Source organism: Sphingobium jiangsuense (genome assembly GCF_014196495.1).
Lineage (GTDB): Bacteria > Pseudomonadota > Alphaproteobacteria > Sphingomonadales > Sphingomonadaceae > Sphingobium > Sphingobium jiangsuense.
In genome coordinates, this window is the sequence record NZ_JACIDT010000008.1 from 70426 (window position 1) to 84920 (window position 14495).

The window sequence follows — 14495 nt, forward strand, 5'->3', positions numbered from 1 at the left end:
GGGACATGAACAGCATCGACATCGTCGTTCCCGCCGAACAGGAAGGGACCAGGGCCATCGTCCGCAACTGGCTGGTCGGCATCGGCCAGCGGGTGGAGGAAAACGATCCGCTGGTCGAACTGGAAACCGACAAGGTGACGCAGGAGGTTCCGGCGCCGGCCGGCGGCGTGCTCGCGGAAATCCTCCTCGATACCGATGCGGAGGCCGCGCCGGGGGCGTTGCTCGGCAGGCTCCGCCTCGCCGGGGAGGAGGAAAGGGTGGAAGAGGAGCCGCAAACCGCCGCCGCCCCGGTTGACGAGGCGCCGCCAAAAGCGACGCCCGCTGCACCGGTAACCGGCCTTTCCCCGTCCGTCCGGCGCGCGATCAAGGAATACGGCATCGATCCGGCCACCATCGCCGGAACCGGAAGGGGCGGCAGGATCACGCGCGCCGATGTCGACCGGGCGGCCGCCCAAGGGGCTCCATCCGCACCGGCCCCCTCCACAGCGCCGCCGCCCGTCCCTTCCGCGCCCGGCCAGCGCACCGTCATTCCCCACGACCGGATGCGCCTCGCGATCGCGCGGAACATGCTCGATTCGGTGACGGCCGCGCCGCATGTGACGGCGGTGTTCGAATGCGACTTCTCGGCGATCATCGCGCACCGCGACACGCACAAGGCGGCTTTCGAGCGGGATGGGGCGAAGCTGACCTTCACCGCCTATATCGTCGCGGCCAGCGCCGCCGCGATGCGCGCCGCGCCCACCGTCAACAGCCGCTGGCACGACGACCGGCTGGAGGTTTTCGAGGATATCAACATCGGCATCGGCACGGCATTGGGCGACAAGGGCCTCGTCGTCCCGGTCGTCCCGCGCGTGCAGGATCTCTCGCTGCTCGGCATCGCGTCGCGCCTGACCGACCTCACCGCGCGGGCGCGCGGCAATGCGCTCGGCCCGGCCGATGTGCGCGGCGGGACCTTCACCATCTCCAACCATGGCGTGTCGGGCTCGCTCATCGCGTCGCCCGTCATCATCAACCAGCCGCAATCGGCGATATTGGGCGTGGGCAAGCTGGAAAAGCGCGTGGTCGTGAAGGAAGTGGACGGCGTGGACGCCATCCAGATCCGCCCGCTATGCTATGTCTCGCTGACGATCGACCATCGCGTGCTCGACGGCCACCAGACCAATGCATGGCTGGGCCGCTTCGTGGAAACCATCGAAAACTGGCCGCAAGGATAACCGCATCATGACCACGAAACTGATCGCCCTTTACAGCAGGCCGGAGGATGAAGCGGCATTCCTCGACCATTACCGGCAGGTCCACACGCCGCTGGTGCGGAAGGTGCCCGGCCTGCAAAGGCTGGTGGTGAACAGGGTCGAGGGCTCCCCGATGGGCGAAACCGACCTGTTCCTGATCGCCGAGCTGCACTTCGCCGACCGCGCCGGCTTCGATGCCGCGATGCGGTCGGAGGAAAATCGCGCCTGTGGGAAGGACCTGATGAATTTCGCGAAGGGCCGTGTCACCATCCTCTTCGCCGAAGAGGAATGAGCGGGACGCCGCTCCATCCCGTTCCGGACGGTTGACGCTTGCCTCATTGCTGTTAGAGCGAACGCCTCGCCGGTTGGCCCTCGCCGATTGGCAAGGAACGGCTACCGAACGCCGTGGGACGCGATGGGGCAGGCGGCCGGTCATGCCGCCTTCGGTTCGCGGTTGGGAATGGAAAGGCACGATGGCGCGTACTCAGGCGGCGGATTATGAAGAACGGCGCGAAGCCATAGTGGAGCGCGCCGCGGAACTGTTCGCGCAGCGGGGCTTTCTGGGGGCGTCGGTGTCCGACATCGCGCGGGCCTGCAACACCTCCAAATCCCTGCTCTATCATTATTATCCGTCGAAGGAGGACGTGCTCTACGCAGTGATGGCATCGCATATCGACCGGCTGGTCGAGGATGTCGAAAGCGTGGAGAGCGGCCCCGGCGGCGCGGATGAGCGCCTGCGCCGCCTGCTCCACCTGTTCATGGAACATTATGTGGGGGCGGCCTCGCGCCAGAAGGTGCTGCTTAACGAACTGGACAATCTGCCGGACGACAAGCGGACAAGCATCGTCGCCAGACAACGGCGGCTGGTCGATGCGGTGCAGAAGCTGCTGGTCGAGGCCGACCCGTCGCTCGCGGGCGACAAGGGCAGGGCGCGCGCGCGGACCATGCTGCTGTTCGGCATGATCAACTGGACCGGCAACTGGTATGACCCCGCAGGCGCGGTCAAGCCCGGAGAGATTGCCGAAATGGCGCTGGAAATGGTGCTGCGCCCGGTGGGGCGGTAAATTATCGCCCGCGCCAGACCGGCGGACGCTTTTCCCGAAAGGCGGCAATGCCTTCCGCCTTGTCCGCGCTGCCGAGCAGGGCGATGAAGCGCTCCCGCTCCGCCCGCAAATGGGCGGCTTCGTCCAGCAGCGCGACATCGCGAATGCTGGCCTTGGCCGCCCGCAACGCCAGCGGCGGCCGGGCCGCAATGCCGCCCGCCAGCGTCAGCGCGGCGTCCAGCGCCCGGCCCTGTTCCACCACATCGGCGATCAATCCCGCGCCCTGCGCCTCGGCAGCGGAGAGCGGCTGGCCGGTCAGCACCATCTTCATCGCGCGCGCGCGGCCGACGAGGCGTGGCAGCGTCACGGTGCCGCCCGCGCCGGGGATGATGCCGAGGCCGGTTTCCGGCTGGCCGATCCTCGCGCCGGCGCCCGCCACCACGATGTCGGCGCACATCATCAGTTCGGCCCCGGCGCCCAGGCACCATCCTTCCACCGCCGCGATCAGCGGCTTGGGAAAGGCGCGGATCGCTGCCCATGCCCAGAAACGCGGCGAATCCACCGGATCGTCCGGACTGCCCGACGCCAGTTCGTCGATATCCGCGCCCGCCGCGAACAGCCTGTCGGTGCCGGTCAGGACGACGCAGCGGACGGCCTCGTCCCCCTCCGCCCGCGACAGCGCGTCGGCAATGTCCCGCAGCAGCGGCGTCGCCAGCGCGTTGCGCCGCTCCGGCCGGTTGAGGCGGAGGAGAAGCACGCCGTCCGCAGGCGTTTCCCGCAGTAGCACGGAGGTCTGCACGGACGACTGCTCAGGCATCGAAATCCAGTTCCACCTCGTCGGACAGCGGCACGGCCTGACAGGTGAGGATATAGCCCCGCGCGACCTCCTCGGCGGACAGGCCGTAATTCTGGATCATCGTCACTTCCCCGCGCACGACCTTGGCCCGGCAGGTGGCGCAGACGCCCGCCTTGCAGGCGAAGGGCGCGGGCAGCCCGGCCGCGCGGGCGTTTTCGAGGATCGATCCCTTGGCGGAATCGAAGGCTATGGTGCGGCGGCGGCCGTCGATGGCGATCCGCACCGGCTTGCCCTCGGCCTTGCGCTCCAGTTCGCGCGCGGCGGCCAGCTGGGCCTCGCTCATCGCGCCGACGGTGAAGCGCTCGATCAATATGCGCTCGTGCGGCACGCCCGCGCCGGTCAGCCCGGCCTCCACCGCGTCCATCATCGGGCCGGGGCCGCAGACGAAGGCCGCGTCGATCTCCGCCGGATCGACCAGCGTTCCCAACAGGGCCGCGATCTTGTCGCTGTCCAGACGGCCGTTAAGCAGCTCGAAATCGCCTTCCTCCTCTTCGAGGAAATGGTGGATTTGCAGGCGCCCCATGAACCTGTCCTTCAGCGCGGCGATCTCTTCCAGAAACATGATGCCGGACGTGGCGCGATTGCCGTAGAACAGGATGAAGCGGCTTTCCGGCTCCACCGCCAGCGCCGTCTTCATCAGCGACAGGACCGGCGTGATCCCCGATCCGCCGGCGAACCCGGCATAGGTACGCGCCTGCGCGGGGTCGAACGACCAGGTGAAGCTGCCATGCGGGGGCATCACGTCGATGAACTGCCCGGCGGCGATCCAGCTGTTCGCCCAGCCGGAAAACACGCCGTTGGGGACCTGCTTGATCGCGACGCGCAGCTCGCCTTCATGGGGCGCCGCGCAGATCGAATAGGTGCGGCGCACCTCCTCGCCGCCGATCTCCGCGCGCAGCGTCAGATGCTGGCCGGGCGCGAAGCGATAGGCCTCCGCCAGCGCATCGGGAACGGCGAAGCGCAGCGACACCGCATCGGCGATCTCGCGCCGGACCTCGGCGATCTGGAGGGAATGAAAACCGGTGGACATGGTCTTTCTCGATTTCCTTGTTTCATGACGGGGCGGGAGCGCGCCCGTCAGTGGCATTTGAACCGGTCGAACGGTTCCGCGCAGTTCCTGCACCGCCAGAGCGCCTTGCAGGGGGTGGACCCGAAACGGCTGACCTCGACGGTATCGGCGGAGCCGCAGCGGGGGCATTCCACGACATCCCGCCCCCGCAGCGACCGGGCGGCCGCGCCTTTGGGCGGCGGGGCGATGCCATAGGCGCGCAGCTTCTCGCGGCCCGCCTCATCGATCATGTCGGTGCTCCACGGCGGGGACAGCACCGTTTCCAGCGCCACCTCGCGAAAGCCCGCGGCGTCCAGCGCCTCGCGCACCGATCGTTCGATCACCTGCGTGGCCGGGCAGCCGGTATAGGTCGGCGTGATGCGGACGGTCACCGCGCCGCTTCCTTCATCCGCGACGATGCCGCGCACTATGCCCAGCTCCGTGACCGAGACGACCGGGATTTCGGGATCCGGAACGGTGTCGAGCACGGCGGCTATGCGCCCGGCGAGCTGTCGATCGATGGCTGGGGCGATATCCATGGCCTGATGTCGCCTACCAGCGGGCACCCGGATGGGCGCGCGGCAGCACCTGCATTTCGGCGAGCAGCCGCGACAGATGCTCGCTGTGGCGGCCGGTGCGTCCGCCGGTGACCTGCCAGGGCAGGCCCGGCATGGAAAGCGTGGCCTGCCGCAGCACCTGCTCGACCCGGCCCTGCACGAGCGGGCGCAGCGCCGCCTTGTCCGCCGCTATGCCCGCCGCCGCCAGCGCCCGCTCGCCATCGTCCATGGCGAACAGATCGTCGAGGAACCGCCAGCAATCGTCCAGCCCCTCGATCATGCGGCCTCGGCTTTCCGCCGTGCCGTCGCCGAGGCGGACCACCCAGTCGGCGGCGAGGTCCGCATGATAGCGCACCTCCTTCACCGCCTTGGCCGCGATCTCCGCTATCCGGCCATCGGCCGAGGAACAGAGCCGGTCCAGCAGTGCGAGCTGATAGCTGGAAAACAGGAACTGGCGCGCCATGGTCCGGGCGAAATCGCCATTGGGCTGCTCCACCAGCAGGCAGTTGCGGAAATCCTCCGCATCGCGGTGGAAGGCCAGCGCGTCGGCATCGCGGCCCCCGCTCTCGACTTCGCCGGCATAGCCCAGGAACAGCGTCGCCTGACCGATCAGGTCGAGCGCGAGGTTGGACAGGCTGAGGTCGACCTCGATGGTCGGCGCATGGCCGCACCATTCGCACAGCCGCTGGCCGAGAATCAGGCTGTCGTCGCCCAGCCGCAGCAGATATTGGAAAAGAAGGTCGTTCATGTCCCCGCTCACATATGCTTCACGGCGTCGGGCAGGTCGTAGAAGGTCGGATGCCGGTAGACCTTGCTCGCCGCCGGTTCGAACAGCTCGCCCGCCTGATCCGGGTCGGAGGCGACGATATCGGCGGACCGCACCACCCACAGGCTGACGCCTTCCATGCGGCGGGTATAGGTGTCGCGCGCATGGCGCAGCGCCAGTTCCGCGTCGGGGGCGTGCACCGATCCCGCATGGCGATGCTCCAGCCCGCCGCGCGCGCGGACGAACACTTCCCACAAAGGCCAATCCTTGCTCATCTGCATTCCTTCTTGTGCTGTCACGCGGCGGCGGCGCGGCGGGCGGCCTGCCTGGCCTCCCACGCGGCGGCCGCCTCGCGGACCCATGCGCCTTCGTCCCACGCGGCGCGGCGCGCCTTCATCCGTTCCCGCGCGACCGGCCCCTCGCCGCGAACCACGGCGTAGAATTCGTTCCAGTCGATCGCGCCGAAATCATAATGGCCGCGCTCCTCGTTCCATTGGAGGTCCGGGTCCGGCACGGTGATGCCAAGCAGTTCCGCCTGCGGCACGGTCGCGTCGACGAATTTCTGGCGAAGCTCGTCATTGGTCTCGCGCTTGATGCGCCAGCGGATCGACTGCGCGCTGTTGGGCGAATTGTCGTCGGGCGGGCCGAACATCATCAGGCTGGGCCACCACCAGCGGTTCATCGCGTCCTGCACCATCGCCCGCTGCTCCGGCGTGCCCTTCATCATTTCCAGCAGCAGGTCGTAGCCCTGGCGCTGGTGGAAGCTCTCCTCCTTGCAGACGCGCACCATGGCGCGCGCATAGGGGCCGTAGCTGGTGCGTTGCAGCGGCACCTGGTTCATGATCGCGGCGCCGTCGACCAGCCAGCCGATCGCGCCGATATCCGCCCAGTTGAGCGTCGGATAGTTGAAGATGGTGCTGTACTTGGCCTTGCCCGCGTGCAGCGCCTCGATCATCTGCTCCCGGCTGGTGCCCAGCGTCTCGGCGGCGCAATAGAGGTAGAGGCCGTGGCCGCCCTCATCCTGTATCTTGGCGAGCAGGATCGCCTTGCGCTTCAGGCTCGGCGCGCGGGTCAGCCAATTGCCTTCGGGCAGCATGCCGACGATCTCGCTGTGCGCATGCTGGCTGATCTGCCGCGTCAGGGTGCGGCGATAGGCTTCCGGCATCCAGTCCTTCGGCTCGATGAACTCGTCATTGGCGACGCGCGCCTCGAAGGCGGCGAGCAGCGCGGGGTCCTCGACGGCCGCCGGGGCGGCGGCGCTTCCGGCGGTCTTGTCCAGCTCGGTGGTGTACATGGCTTCACTCCCTGAAGGCATGGATACAATTAAACGAACGGTCGGTCAACTAATTTTTCCGGCCGTGCGGAGGAGGCGAGGGGCTTCGGTCAAACCCGCTCGATCGCCAGCGCGATGCCCTGGCCGACGCCGATGCACATGGTGCACAGCGCCCTGCGCGCGCCGGATCGGATCAGCTCCTCGGCGGCGGTCAACACCAGCCGCGTGCCCGACATGCCGAGCGGATGGCCCAGCGCGATCGCGCCGCCATTGGGGTTCACATGCGCGGCATCATCGGGCAGGCCGAGCTGGCGCAGCACCGCCAGGCCCTGGCTCGCAAAGGCCTCGTTCAACTCGATCACGTCCATGTCGCCGATGCCCAGCCCCAGCCGTTCCAGCAGCGCGCGGCTGGCCGGGGCGGGGCCGATGCCCATGATGCGCGGCGGCACGCCCGCGACCGCCGCGCCCAATATCCGCGCGCGGGGCGTCAGCCCATATGTCTCCACCGCGTCCCTGCCGGCGACGATGACCGCCGCCGCGCCGTCATTGACGCCGCTGGCATTGCCCGCGGTGATCGTGCCGTCAGGCCGGACGATCGGCTTCAGCTTCGCCAGTGCTTCCGCCGTCGTCTCGCGCGGATGCTCGTCGCGATCGACGACGAGCGGATCGCCCTTCCGCTGCGGGATCGTCACCGGCACGATCTCGGCGGCGAAACGGCCGCCGGCCTGCGCGGCGGCGGCGCGCTGCTGGCTGCGGGCGGCGAACCGGTCCTGATCCTCGCGGCCGATCCCGAAATCCTGCGCCACATTCTCGGCGGTTTCCGGCATCGAATCGATGCCGAATTCGCTCTTCAGCAGGCTGTTGACGAATCGCCAGCCGATGGTCGTGTCATAGACGGCGTTGCTGCGCGAAAAGGCGCTTTCCGCCTTGGGCATGACGAAGGGCGCCCGGCTCATGCTCTCGACCCCGCCGGCGATGATCAGATCCGCCTCGCCCGCCTTGATCGCGCGCCCGGCATAGGCGATGGCGTCCATGCCCGACCCGCACAGCCGGTTGATCGTCGTGCCGGGCGCGCTTTCGCCCAGCCCGGCCAGCAAAGCGGCCATGCGCGCGACATTGCGGTTGTCCTCGCCCGCCTGATTGGCGCAGCCCATCAGGATATCGTCGATATGGCCGACGATCGCGGGGTTGCGGTCCTTCAGCGCGCGCAGGGGAACCGCGCCCAGATCGTCGGCGCGCACCGCCGCCAGCGCACCGCCATAGCGGCCGATCGCCGTGCGGACGCCGTCGCAGATAAAGGCTTCAGCCATTTTCATTCTCCTGAGTGTCGATATCGATGATGGGCCCGCCAATGATGCGCGATTGCCCCTGAAACTGGGCGATGGCGGTGCCGTCCGCCTTGTGGATGAGGACGGAATAGGCGCCGCTGCGCCCGGCGGAGGCCTCTTCCCGCGCTTCGGCGATGATCGTGTCGCCGACGCGGGCCGGGGCGAGGAAGAGGATCGAGGCGCTCGCGGCCACCGAGGTCCGGTTGCGCGAATTGCAGGCATAGGCGAACGCCGTATCCGCGAGCGCGAACAGCATGCCGCCATGCGCGGTGCCGTGGCCGTTGGCCATGTCCGCGCGCAACGTCATGCCGATCCGCGCATAGCCGACCCGCGCCTCCTCGATCCTGATGCCCCATGCGGGGCCGGTGCCCTCGCTCGCCAGCATATGATCGGCGATCCGCCGGGCGAGGCTGTCGGGATCGGGCGTCTTCATTGCCATTGGCCTTGCCCGAACAAGGGGGAGGGGGCGTAGAGGGGGTCGCCGGTCGCGTCGGCGATATTCCGCAATATCCCGGCCAGCCGCGCGGGGCCGATGCGCCGCGCCCAGGCCAGCGGCCCTTCGGGATGGTTGGCCCCGAACCGCATCGCCGCATCGATGCCGTCCGCCTCCGCCACTGCATCCGTCACCGCGTCGGCCGCCGCATTGGCGAGCTGGGCGAGCGTCCGCAGCACAATCTGGCCGGGCCGGTCGGGGATGGCGATCAGCCGCTTGCCCAGCCTTGCCGCGAAAGCCGCCGCCAGCGCCGCATCCGCTTCGCCGCGCGTGGTGACGACCCATGTCGGCGCGGCCGCGAAATCGCGCACATGGTCGAGAAGGATGGCGACATCGGGACGGGACGAGAGCGGGCGGCCGTCGCCCGGCGCCAGCGTCGCGGCGCCGATCCGCAGGCTGTCGACGGGCAGGTCGCGGGCCTCGGCAAGCTCCATTCCGGCATCGCGCACCGCCGAGACGAGGGGAAGAATGCCGCGATGATCGGCCGCGACGGCGACCGGTCCCACCTCTTCGCCGGGCGCGATAAAATCCGGCGCGGGCAGGGCGACGCGATGGTCGTAGACGCCAGCCCCGCTCTTGCGCCCCAGCTTCCCCGCATCGACCAGCGCGCGCTGCGCGGGCTGGGGACGGAAGCGGGTCTCGCCCGCATAGGCATCATATACGGACCGGGCCACCGCATGGTTGACGTCATGGCCGATCATGTCGGTCAACGCGAGCGGGCCCATGCGGAAGCTTCCCGCCGCCTCCAGCGCATGGTCGACGGCCTGCGGCGCGATCCCTTCGGCCAGCGCCAGAAAGCCCTCGGCATAATAGGGCCGGGCGACGCGGTTCACGATGAAGCCGGGAACGTCGCGGACGCGCACGGGCACCTTGCCCCAATCCTCCATCAGGCCGGACAGGCGGGCGGCGAGGGACGGGGCGGTATCCGGCCCCGCGATGACCTCGACCAGCTTCATCGCGGGCACCGGGTTGAAGAAATGCAGGCCGAGGAAGCGATCCGGGCGGGCAAGACCGGCGGAAAGGCCCGCGATCGGCAGGGAAGAGGTGTTGGACGCAAGGACGGCATCAGCGCCGACAACCCCCTCCAGCCGGGCGAACAGCTGCCGCTTCGCCTGCATGTCCTCGACGATCGCCTCGATCGTCAGCGCGGCGGGTCCGGCGTCCTCCAGCGCGGTGCTCCACCGCAGGCGGCGGAGGGCCGCGTCGCGCTCGCCCGCGCCGAGGCGGCCGCGCTGCGCCAGCTTGTCCAGCGCCGCCATGATGCCCGCCCGGCTGCGGTCGAGCGCTGCCTCGCTGGCGTCGATAAGGATCGCCCGATGCCCGGATAGCGCCGCGACCTGCGCGATGCCGCTGCCCATGGCGCCCGCGCCGATCACGGCGACCGTCGAATCTCTGTCAATGCTCATGGGCGAATCCTTAGAGGCAAAATTCCCCCTTGCCAATAAAAGACCGACCGGGCAGTCTATTAATAAAGAGGAGATGGGCTTTCATGGAATTCGAAACGATTCGCTTCGAGCGCGACGGGGGCGTTTGCCGTCTCGTGCTGAACAGGCCCGACCGCCTGAACAGCTTCACCGCGCACATGCATGAGGAACTGGCGACGGCGCTCGATGCGGCCGACGGCGACGCGTCGGTGCGCGCGATCCTGCTGACGGGCGCCGGGCGCGGCTTTTGCGCCGGGCAGGATCTCGCCGACCGGGCCGTCGCGCCGGGGGAAAAGCCGGTGGATCTGGGCGATACGGTCGAGAAATATTGGGCGCCGCTGGTGAAGCGCCTGGCGCTGCGCGACAAGCCCGTCATCTGCGCCGTCAACGGGGTCGCGGCGGGGGCGGGGGCCAATGTCGCGCTGGCCTGCGACATCGTGCTGGCCGCGCGGAGCGCGAAATTCATCCAGTCCTTCGCCAATATCGGGCTGATCCCGGACACCGGCGGCACCTGGGCGCTGCCGCGCCTCGTCGGGCAGGCCCGCGCGCTGGGGCTGGCGCTGACCGCCGAGCCTCTGGCGGCGGAAAAGGCCGAGGCCTGGGGGCTGATCTGGAAATGCGTCGATGACGACGCGCTGGAGGCGGAAAGCATGGCGCTGGCCCGCAAGCTGGCGGACGGGCCGACGCGCGGGCTGGCCGCGACCAAGCACGCCATCCGCGCAGCGCTGCTCCAGCCGCTGGAGGATGAACTGCGGATCGAGCGCGACCTGATGCGCGAGCTGGGCAATAGCGCCGATTATCGCGAGGGCGTCGCCGCCTTTCTGGAAAAGCGTCAGCCCCGCTTCACCGGCAAATGAACCGCAAACCCCTATATCCAAAGGATTTCCCGTGACCCTTACACTCAAGAGCTATGCCAGGGACCAATGGTTCGAGGCGCAAGGCGGCCTCAGCGACATCCGATCCGCCGTCACTGGCGAGGTCGTCGCGCGTACCGGCACCGAAGGGCTGGATTTCGGCGCGATGCTGGACCATGCCCGGCAGATCGGCGGCCCCAATCTGCGCCGGATGAACTTTCACGAGCGTGCCTTCATGGTGAAGGGGCTGGCCACCGCGATCATGGAGCGCAAGGAAGAGCTTTACGCGCTTTCCACCGCCACCGGCGCGACGCGGAACGACAGCTGGATCGATATAGAGGGCGGCGCGGGCACGCTGTTCGTCACCTCGTCGAAGGCGCGGCGCGAGCTGCCCGACGGCCATATAGTGACCGAAGGCGATTTCGAACCGATCGGGCGCAAGGGCAGCTTCATCGGCCAGCATGTCTATACCTCGCTTCAGGGCGCGGCGGTGCATATCAACGCGTTCAATTTCCCCGTCTGGGGCATGCTGGAAAAGCTCGGCCCGACGCTGATCGCGGGCGTGCCCGCCATCGTGAAGCCGGCGACGCAGGGCGCGCAGCTGGCCGAAGCCTGCGTGCGCATCATGATCGAGAGCGGGCTGCTGCCCGAAGGCGCGTTGCAGCTCGTGGCCGGCAGCGTCGGCGATCTGTTCGACCATCTGACCTGTCAGGACGTGGTGTCCTTCACCGGCTCGGCGGCGACGGCCGCGACGCTCAAGAACCATCCGGTGGTGATGCGGGAATCGGTCCGCTTCGTCGCGGAGCAGGATTCGCTCAACGCATCGGTGCTCGGCCCCGATGCGGCGCCCGGCAGCGAGGAATTCGACCTGTTCGTCAAGGAAGTCGTGCGGGAGATGACCGTAAAGGCGGGGCAGAAATGCACCGCCATCCGCCGCGCGCTCGTCCCCGCCGCGCATATCGATGCGGTGGAGCAGGCGATCCGCGCACGCCTCGCGAAGGTGGTCGTCGGCGATCCTGCCGCCGAGGGCGTCACCATGGGCGCGCTGGCCTCCCTGCGGCAGCTGGACGATGTGCGCGAAAAGGCGCGGCAGCTCGCCGGCGAGGCGCGGCTGGTGTTCGGCGATATCGAGAAGGTGGAAACGGTGGGCGTCGCGGCGGAGCAGGGGGCCTTCCTCTCCCCGCTGCTGTTCCGCAAGGACGACCCCTGGTCGGCGCGCCTCGTGCACGATGTGGAGGCGTTCGGCCCGGTTTCGACCTTGATGCCCTACAGGGATGTCGCCGATGCGATCGCGCTCGCCAATCGCGGCAAGGGCTCGCTCGCGCTGTCGCTGTTCACCCATGACCCCGCCATCGCGCGGGAGTTCGTGCTGGGCGCGGCGGCCTGGCATGGCCGCATCGTGCTGATCGATCGCGATTGCGCGCGGGAATCCACCGGCCACGGATCGCCGCTGCCGATGCTGATCCACGGCGGCCCCGGCCGCGCGGGCGGCGGCGAGGAGATGGGCGGCGTGCGCGGCGTGAAGCATTATATGCAGCGCAGCGCCCTTCAGGGATCGCCGCGAACCCTGTCGGCGGTCGTCGGCAAATGGCTGCCGGGCGCGCCGCAGCCCGAAGGGGCGGTCCATCCGTTCCGCATGCGCTTCGGCGAGCTGGAGATCGGCTATACGCTGCGCACCCCGCCCCGCACGATCACGCTGGAGGATATCGAGCATTTCGCCCATTTCACCGGCGATACCTTCTACGCGCATATGGACGAGGAAGCGGCGGCCGCCAATCCCTTCTTCCCCGGCCGCGTCGCCCATGGCTATCTCATCCTGTCCTTCGCCGCCGGGCTGTTCGTGGACCCGGCCCCCGGCCCGGTGCTGGCCAATTACGGGCTGGAGGGCCTGCGGTTCGTCAAGCCGGTATCGCCGGGCGAGGCGATCCAGGTCGCGCTGACGGTGCAGAGCAAGGCGCGGCGCACCGAGGACTATGGGGAGGTCCGCTGGGCGATACGGGTAACCGATTCCTCCGATGAACTGGTGGCGACCTACGACCTTCTGACCATGAACGCGATATAGGCGTCGCCTCCCTCCGCGCAGGGCGCGGGGGCCGTGGGGGCGGCGGCGGAATATCCCGTCGCCGCATCCATTCTCCCGGCACCGCAGCGTAATGCGTCAAAGCCCGCGCCGCACCCGCAAAGGCCTTTATCGGTATCCGGCCGCTTCCTAGGCTGATCGGCAAATCCCACCGAATATGAGGAACCGATCATGTCTGAAGCGATGCCAGTAGTTCAGGTAGCGGACTATAGCGGAGGCATTGTCGGCCCCGGCATCGAACCGGCCGGAACCGTGCGGAACGGCGGCACCATCCGCACCGGCACGCCGCCCGGCTGCTGGGGGCCGATGATCACGCCCAAATTCCAGGGCGGCCATGAAGTCACCCGGCCGGTGATGGTCGAAGGCGCCGAAGTCGGCGATGCGGTGGCGATCCGGCTGAAGAAGGTGCAGGTGACGTCGCTCGCCACCTCGTCGGGCGTGATGACCTTCGTGGACGGGCGCTATAGCGGCGATCCCTTCGTCGCCAAGCACTGCGACAGCTGCGGCACGATCAGCCCGCCGAGCCATATCGAGGGCATCGGCGACGAGGCGGTGCGCTGCGACAAATGCGGCGCGGAGGTCAGCGCCTTCCGCTTTTCCAACGGCTATGTCATCGTGCTGGACCGGGACAACGGCGTTTCGCTGACCGTGGGGCAGGAGATCGCCGACAGGATCGCGGGCAAGGCGCAGGAACTGGCGGCGCTGCCCGATCTTTCCGCGCAGCATTCGATCCTGTCGCTCGCCCGCGCGGACATTTCCGGCCTTGCCGCGCGGATGCGGCCCTTTCTCGGCAACATCGGCACCAGCCCCTCGCGCGACCTGCCCGATTCCCACAATGCGGGCGACTTCGGCTCCTACCTGATCGGCGCGCCGCACGGCTATGCGATGACGCAGGAGGAGCTGGAGGCGCACAAGACCGACGGGCATATGGACACCAATTCGGTGCGGGAAGGCGCGATCCTCATCTGCCCGGTGAAGGTGCCGGGCGCGGGCATCTATATGGGCGACATGCATGCCCAGCAGGGCAATGGCGAGATTGCGGGCCATGCGACGGACGTGGCCGGGCTGGTGGAACTGGAGGTCGAGGTGATCAAGGGGCTGGCGCTCGACGGGCCGATCCTGTTGCAGCGCCCCGACGACCTGCCGCCGCTGGCGCAGCCGCTCAACCGGGCGGAAAGGGCGGCGGTCGAGGCGCTGGCCGGACGCTATGGCCAGACGGAGATCGAGGACAATGCGCCGATCACCTTCATCGGCTCCGGCCCGACGCTGAACGACGCGACGAAGAACGGGCTGGACCGCGCCGCGAAGATCACCGGCCTGCCCTATGACGAGATATTGAACCGGGCGACGATCGCCGGATCGATCGAGATCAGCCGCCTGCCGGGCGTGGTCCGCGTCACCTTCATGTGCCCCCGCGCCATCATCGACAAAATGGGCATCGCCCATCTGGTCGCGGAGCAATATGGGACCTTGGCGGGGGCGTAGGGGGAGGGGAGAAGGCCGGACGGCGGCCTCCTGCTTTCGATGGCATAAGGAAAGGG

15 protein-coding genes are annotated in these 14495 nt (G+C 68.5%); 6 read left to right on the plus strand and 9 right to left on the minus strand.

Annotated elements, in window-relative coordinates; all coding sequences use genetic code 11:
- The first annotated feature begins 5 nt into the window (after window positions 1–5).
- From GGR43_RS12280 to GGR43_RS12290, 3 genes are all read left to right on the plus strand, one after another.
- Window positions 6–1214 carry a dihydrolipoamide acetyltransferase family protein gene (locus tag GGR43_RS12280; protein ID WP_188072262.1) on the plus strand — a complete coding sequence of 403 codons (1209 nt, stop codon included), beginning with the start codon at window positions 6–8 and terminating at the stop codon, window positions 1212–1214.
- 7 nt (window positions 1215–1221) lie between these two features.
- The gene (locus GGR43_RS12285) at window positions 1222–1524 is read left to right on the plus strand and encodes an EthD family reductase (RefSeq protein ID WP_188072263.1); all 303 of its coding nucleotides are present in this window, start codon (window positions 1222–1224) and stop codon (window positions 1522–1524) included.
- A 181-nt stretch (window positions 1525–1705) separates the two neighbouring features.
- Entirely contained in the window at window positions 1706–2296 is a 591-nt protein-coding gene (locus GGR43_RS12290) for a TetR/AcrR family transcriptional regulator (RefSeq protein ID WP_188072264.1), read from the plus strand.
- Window position 2297: 1 nt separating this feature from the next.
- Here the strand turns inward: GGR43_RS12290 and GGR43_RS12295 are convergent, their stop codons facing one another.
- The 9 genes from GGR43_RS12295 to GGR43_RS12335 all read right to left on the minus strand — a co-directional run bounded on the left by GGR43_RS12295 (window position 2298) and on the right by GGR43_RS12335 (window position 10002).
- A complete protein-coding gene (locus GGR43_RS12295) occupies window positions 2298–3092 on the minus strand; it encodes an enoyl-CoA hydratase-related protein (protein WP_188072265.1) in 795 nt (264 codons plus the stop codon).
- Window positions 3085–4161: a 1,2-phenylacetyl-CoA epoxidase subunit PaaE gene (gene paaE / locus GGR43_RS12300; RefSeq protein WP_188072266.1), complete on the minus strand. Its 1077-nt coding sequence runs from the start codon at window positions 4159–4161 to the stop codon at window positions 3085–3087. The genes GGR43_RS12295 and paaE overlap by 8 nt, the downstream gene beginning before the upstream one ends.
- Window positions 4162–4208: 47 nt before the next feature.
- Window positions 4209–4718, minus strand: coding sequence for a 1,2-phenylacetyl-CoA epoxidase subunit PaaD (paaD, locus tag GGR43_RS12305; RefSeq protein WP_188072267.1), 510 nt, complete (start codon window positions 4716–4718; stop codon window positions 4209–4211).
- A 13-nt stretch (window positions 4719–4731) separates the two neighbouring features.
- Window positions 4732–5484, minus strand: coding sequence for a 1,2-phenylacetyl-CoA epoxidase subunit PaaC (gene paaC / locus GGR43_RS12310; RefSeq protein ID WP_188072268.1), 753 nt, complete (start codon window positions 5482–5484; stop codon window positions 4732–4734).
- Window positions 5485–5492: 8 nt separating this feature from the next.
- Entirely contained in the window at window positions 5493–5777 is a 285-nt protein-coding gene (gene paaB / locus GGR43_RS12315; RefSeq protein WP_188072269.1) for a 1,2-phenylacetyl-CoA epoxidase subunit PaaB, read from the minus strand.
- 20 nt (window positions 5778–5797) lie between these two features.
- Window positions 5798–6796, minus strand: a complete 999-nt coding sequence (gene paaA, locus GGR43_RS12320; protein WP_188072270.1) for a 1,2-phenylacetyl-CoA epoxidase subunit PaaA — start codon at window positions 6794–6796, stop codon at window positions 5798–5800.
- An 89-nt stretch (window positions 6797–6885) separates the two neighbouring features.
- Window positions 6886–8085: a 3-oxoadipyl-CoA thiolase gene (gene pcaF / locus GGR43_RS12325; protein ID WP_188072271.1), complete on the minus strand. Its 1200-nt coding sequence runs from the start codon at window positions 8083–8085 to the stop codon at window positions 6886–6888.
- Window positions 8078–8536, minus strand: coding sequence for a hydroxyphenylacetyl-CoA thioesterase PaaI (gene paaI / locus GGR43_RS12330; RefSeq protein WP_188072405.1), 459 nt, complete (start codon window positions 8534–8536; stop codon window positions 8078–8080). Before paaI ends, pcaF begins: the two co-directional genes overlap by 8 nt.
- Window positions 8533–10002, minus strand: a complete 1470-nt coding sequence (locus GGR43_RS12335; protein ID WP_188072272.1) for a 3-hydroxyacyl-CoA dehydrogenase NAD-binding domain-containing protein — start codon at window positions 10000–10002, stop codon at window positions 8533–8535. Before GGR43_RS12335 ends, paaI begins: the two co-directional genes overlap by 4 nt.
- A gap of 83 nt (window positions 10003–10085) precedes the next feature.
- On the opposite strand from GGR43_RS12335, the gene paaG reads away from it, so the two are divergent.
- The 3 genes from paaG to GGR43_RS12350 all read left to right on the plus strand — a co-directional run bounded on the left by paaG (window position 10086) and on the right by GGR43_RS12350 (window position 14439).
- Window positions 10086–10877, plus strand: a complete 792-nt coding sequence (gene paaG / locus GGR43_RS12340; RefSeq protein ID WP_188072273.1) for a 2-(1,2-epoxy-1,2-dihydrophenyl)acetyl-CoA isomerase PaaG — start codon at window positions 10086–10088, stop codon at window positions 10875–10877.
- 31 nt (window positions 10878–10908) lie between these two features.
- Window positions 10909–12936 carry a phenylacetic acid degradation bifunctional protein PaaZ gene (paaZ, locus tag GGR43_RS12345; protein ID WP_188072274.1) on the plus strand — a complete coding sequence of 676 codons (2028 nt, stop codon included), beginning with the start codon at window positions 10909–10911 and terminating at the stop codon, window positions 12934–12936.
- 189 nt (window positions 12937–13125) lie between these two features.
- Window positions 13126–14439, plus strand: coding sequence for an acetamidase/formamidase family protein (locus tag GGR43_RS12350; protein ID WP_188072275.1), 1314 nt, complete (start codon window positions 13126–13128; stop codon window positions 14437–14439).
- Window positions 14440–14495 lie beyond the last annotated feature (56 nt).

What these genes read in the sequence shown, in the direction of transcription:
- GGR43_RS12335 (WP_188072272.1), bottom strand. Translation starts at nt 10,002, where the DNA reads ATGAGCATTGACAGAGATTCGACGGTCGCCGTGATCGGCGCGGGCGCC.
- paaG (WP_188072273.1), top strand. Translation starts at nt 10,086, where the DNA reads ATGGAATTCGAAACGATTCGCTTCGAGCGCGACGGGGGCGTTTGCCGT.
- paaD (WP_188072267.1), bottom strand. Translation starts at nt 4,718, where the DNA reads ATGGATATCGCCCCAGCCATCGATCGACAGCTCGCCGGGCGCATAGCC.
- GGR43_RS12280 (WP_188072262.1), top strand. Translation starts at nt 6, where the DNA reads ATGAACAGCATCGACATCGTCGTTCCCGCCGAACAGGAAGGGACCAGG.
- GGR43_RS12350 (WP_188072275.1), top strand. Translation starts at nt 13,126, where the DNA reads ATGTCTGAAGCGATGCCAGTAGTTCAGGTAGCGGACTATAGCGGAGGC.
- GGR43_RS12290 (WP_188072264.1), top strand. Translation starts at nt 1,706, where the DNA reads ATGGCGCGTACTCAGGCGGCGGATTATGAAGAACGGCGCGAAGCCATA.
- paaC (WP_188072268.1), bottom strand. Translation starts at nt 5,484, where the DNA reads ATGAACGACCTTCTTTTCCAATATCTGCTGCGGCTGGGCGACGACAGC.
- paaI (WP_188072405.1), bottom strand. Translation starts at nt 8,536, where the DNA reads ATGAAGACGCCCGATCCCGACAGCCTCGCCCGGCGGATCGCCGATCAT.
- paaB (WP_188072269.1), bottom strand. Translation starts at nt 5,777, where the DNA reads ATGAGCAAGGATTGGCCTTTGTGGGAAGTGTTCGTCCGCGCGCGCGGC.
- paaE (WP_188072266.1), bottom strand. Translation starts at nt 4,161, where the DNA reads ATGTCCACCGGTTTTCATTCCCTCCAGATCGCCGAGGTCCGGCGCGAG.
- pcaF (WP_188072271.1), bottom strand. Translation starts at nt 8,085, where the DNA reads ATGGCTGAAGCCTTTATCTGCGACGGCGTCCGCACGGCGATCGGCCGC.
- GGR43_RS12285 (WP_188072263.1), top strand. Translation starts at nt 1,222, where the DNA reads ATGACCACGAAACTGATCGCCCTTTACAGCAGGCCGGAGGATGAAGCG.
- paaA (WP_188072270.1), bottom strand. Translation starts at nt 6,796, where the DNA reads ATGTACACCACCGAGCTGGACAAGACCGCCGGAAGCGCCGCCGCCCCG.
- GGR43_RS12295 (WP_188072265.1), bottom strand. Translation starts at nt 3,092, where the DNA reads ATGCCTGAGCAGTCGTCCGTGCAGACCTCCGTGCTACTGCGGGAAACG.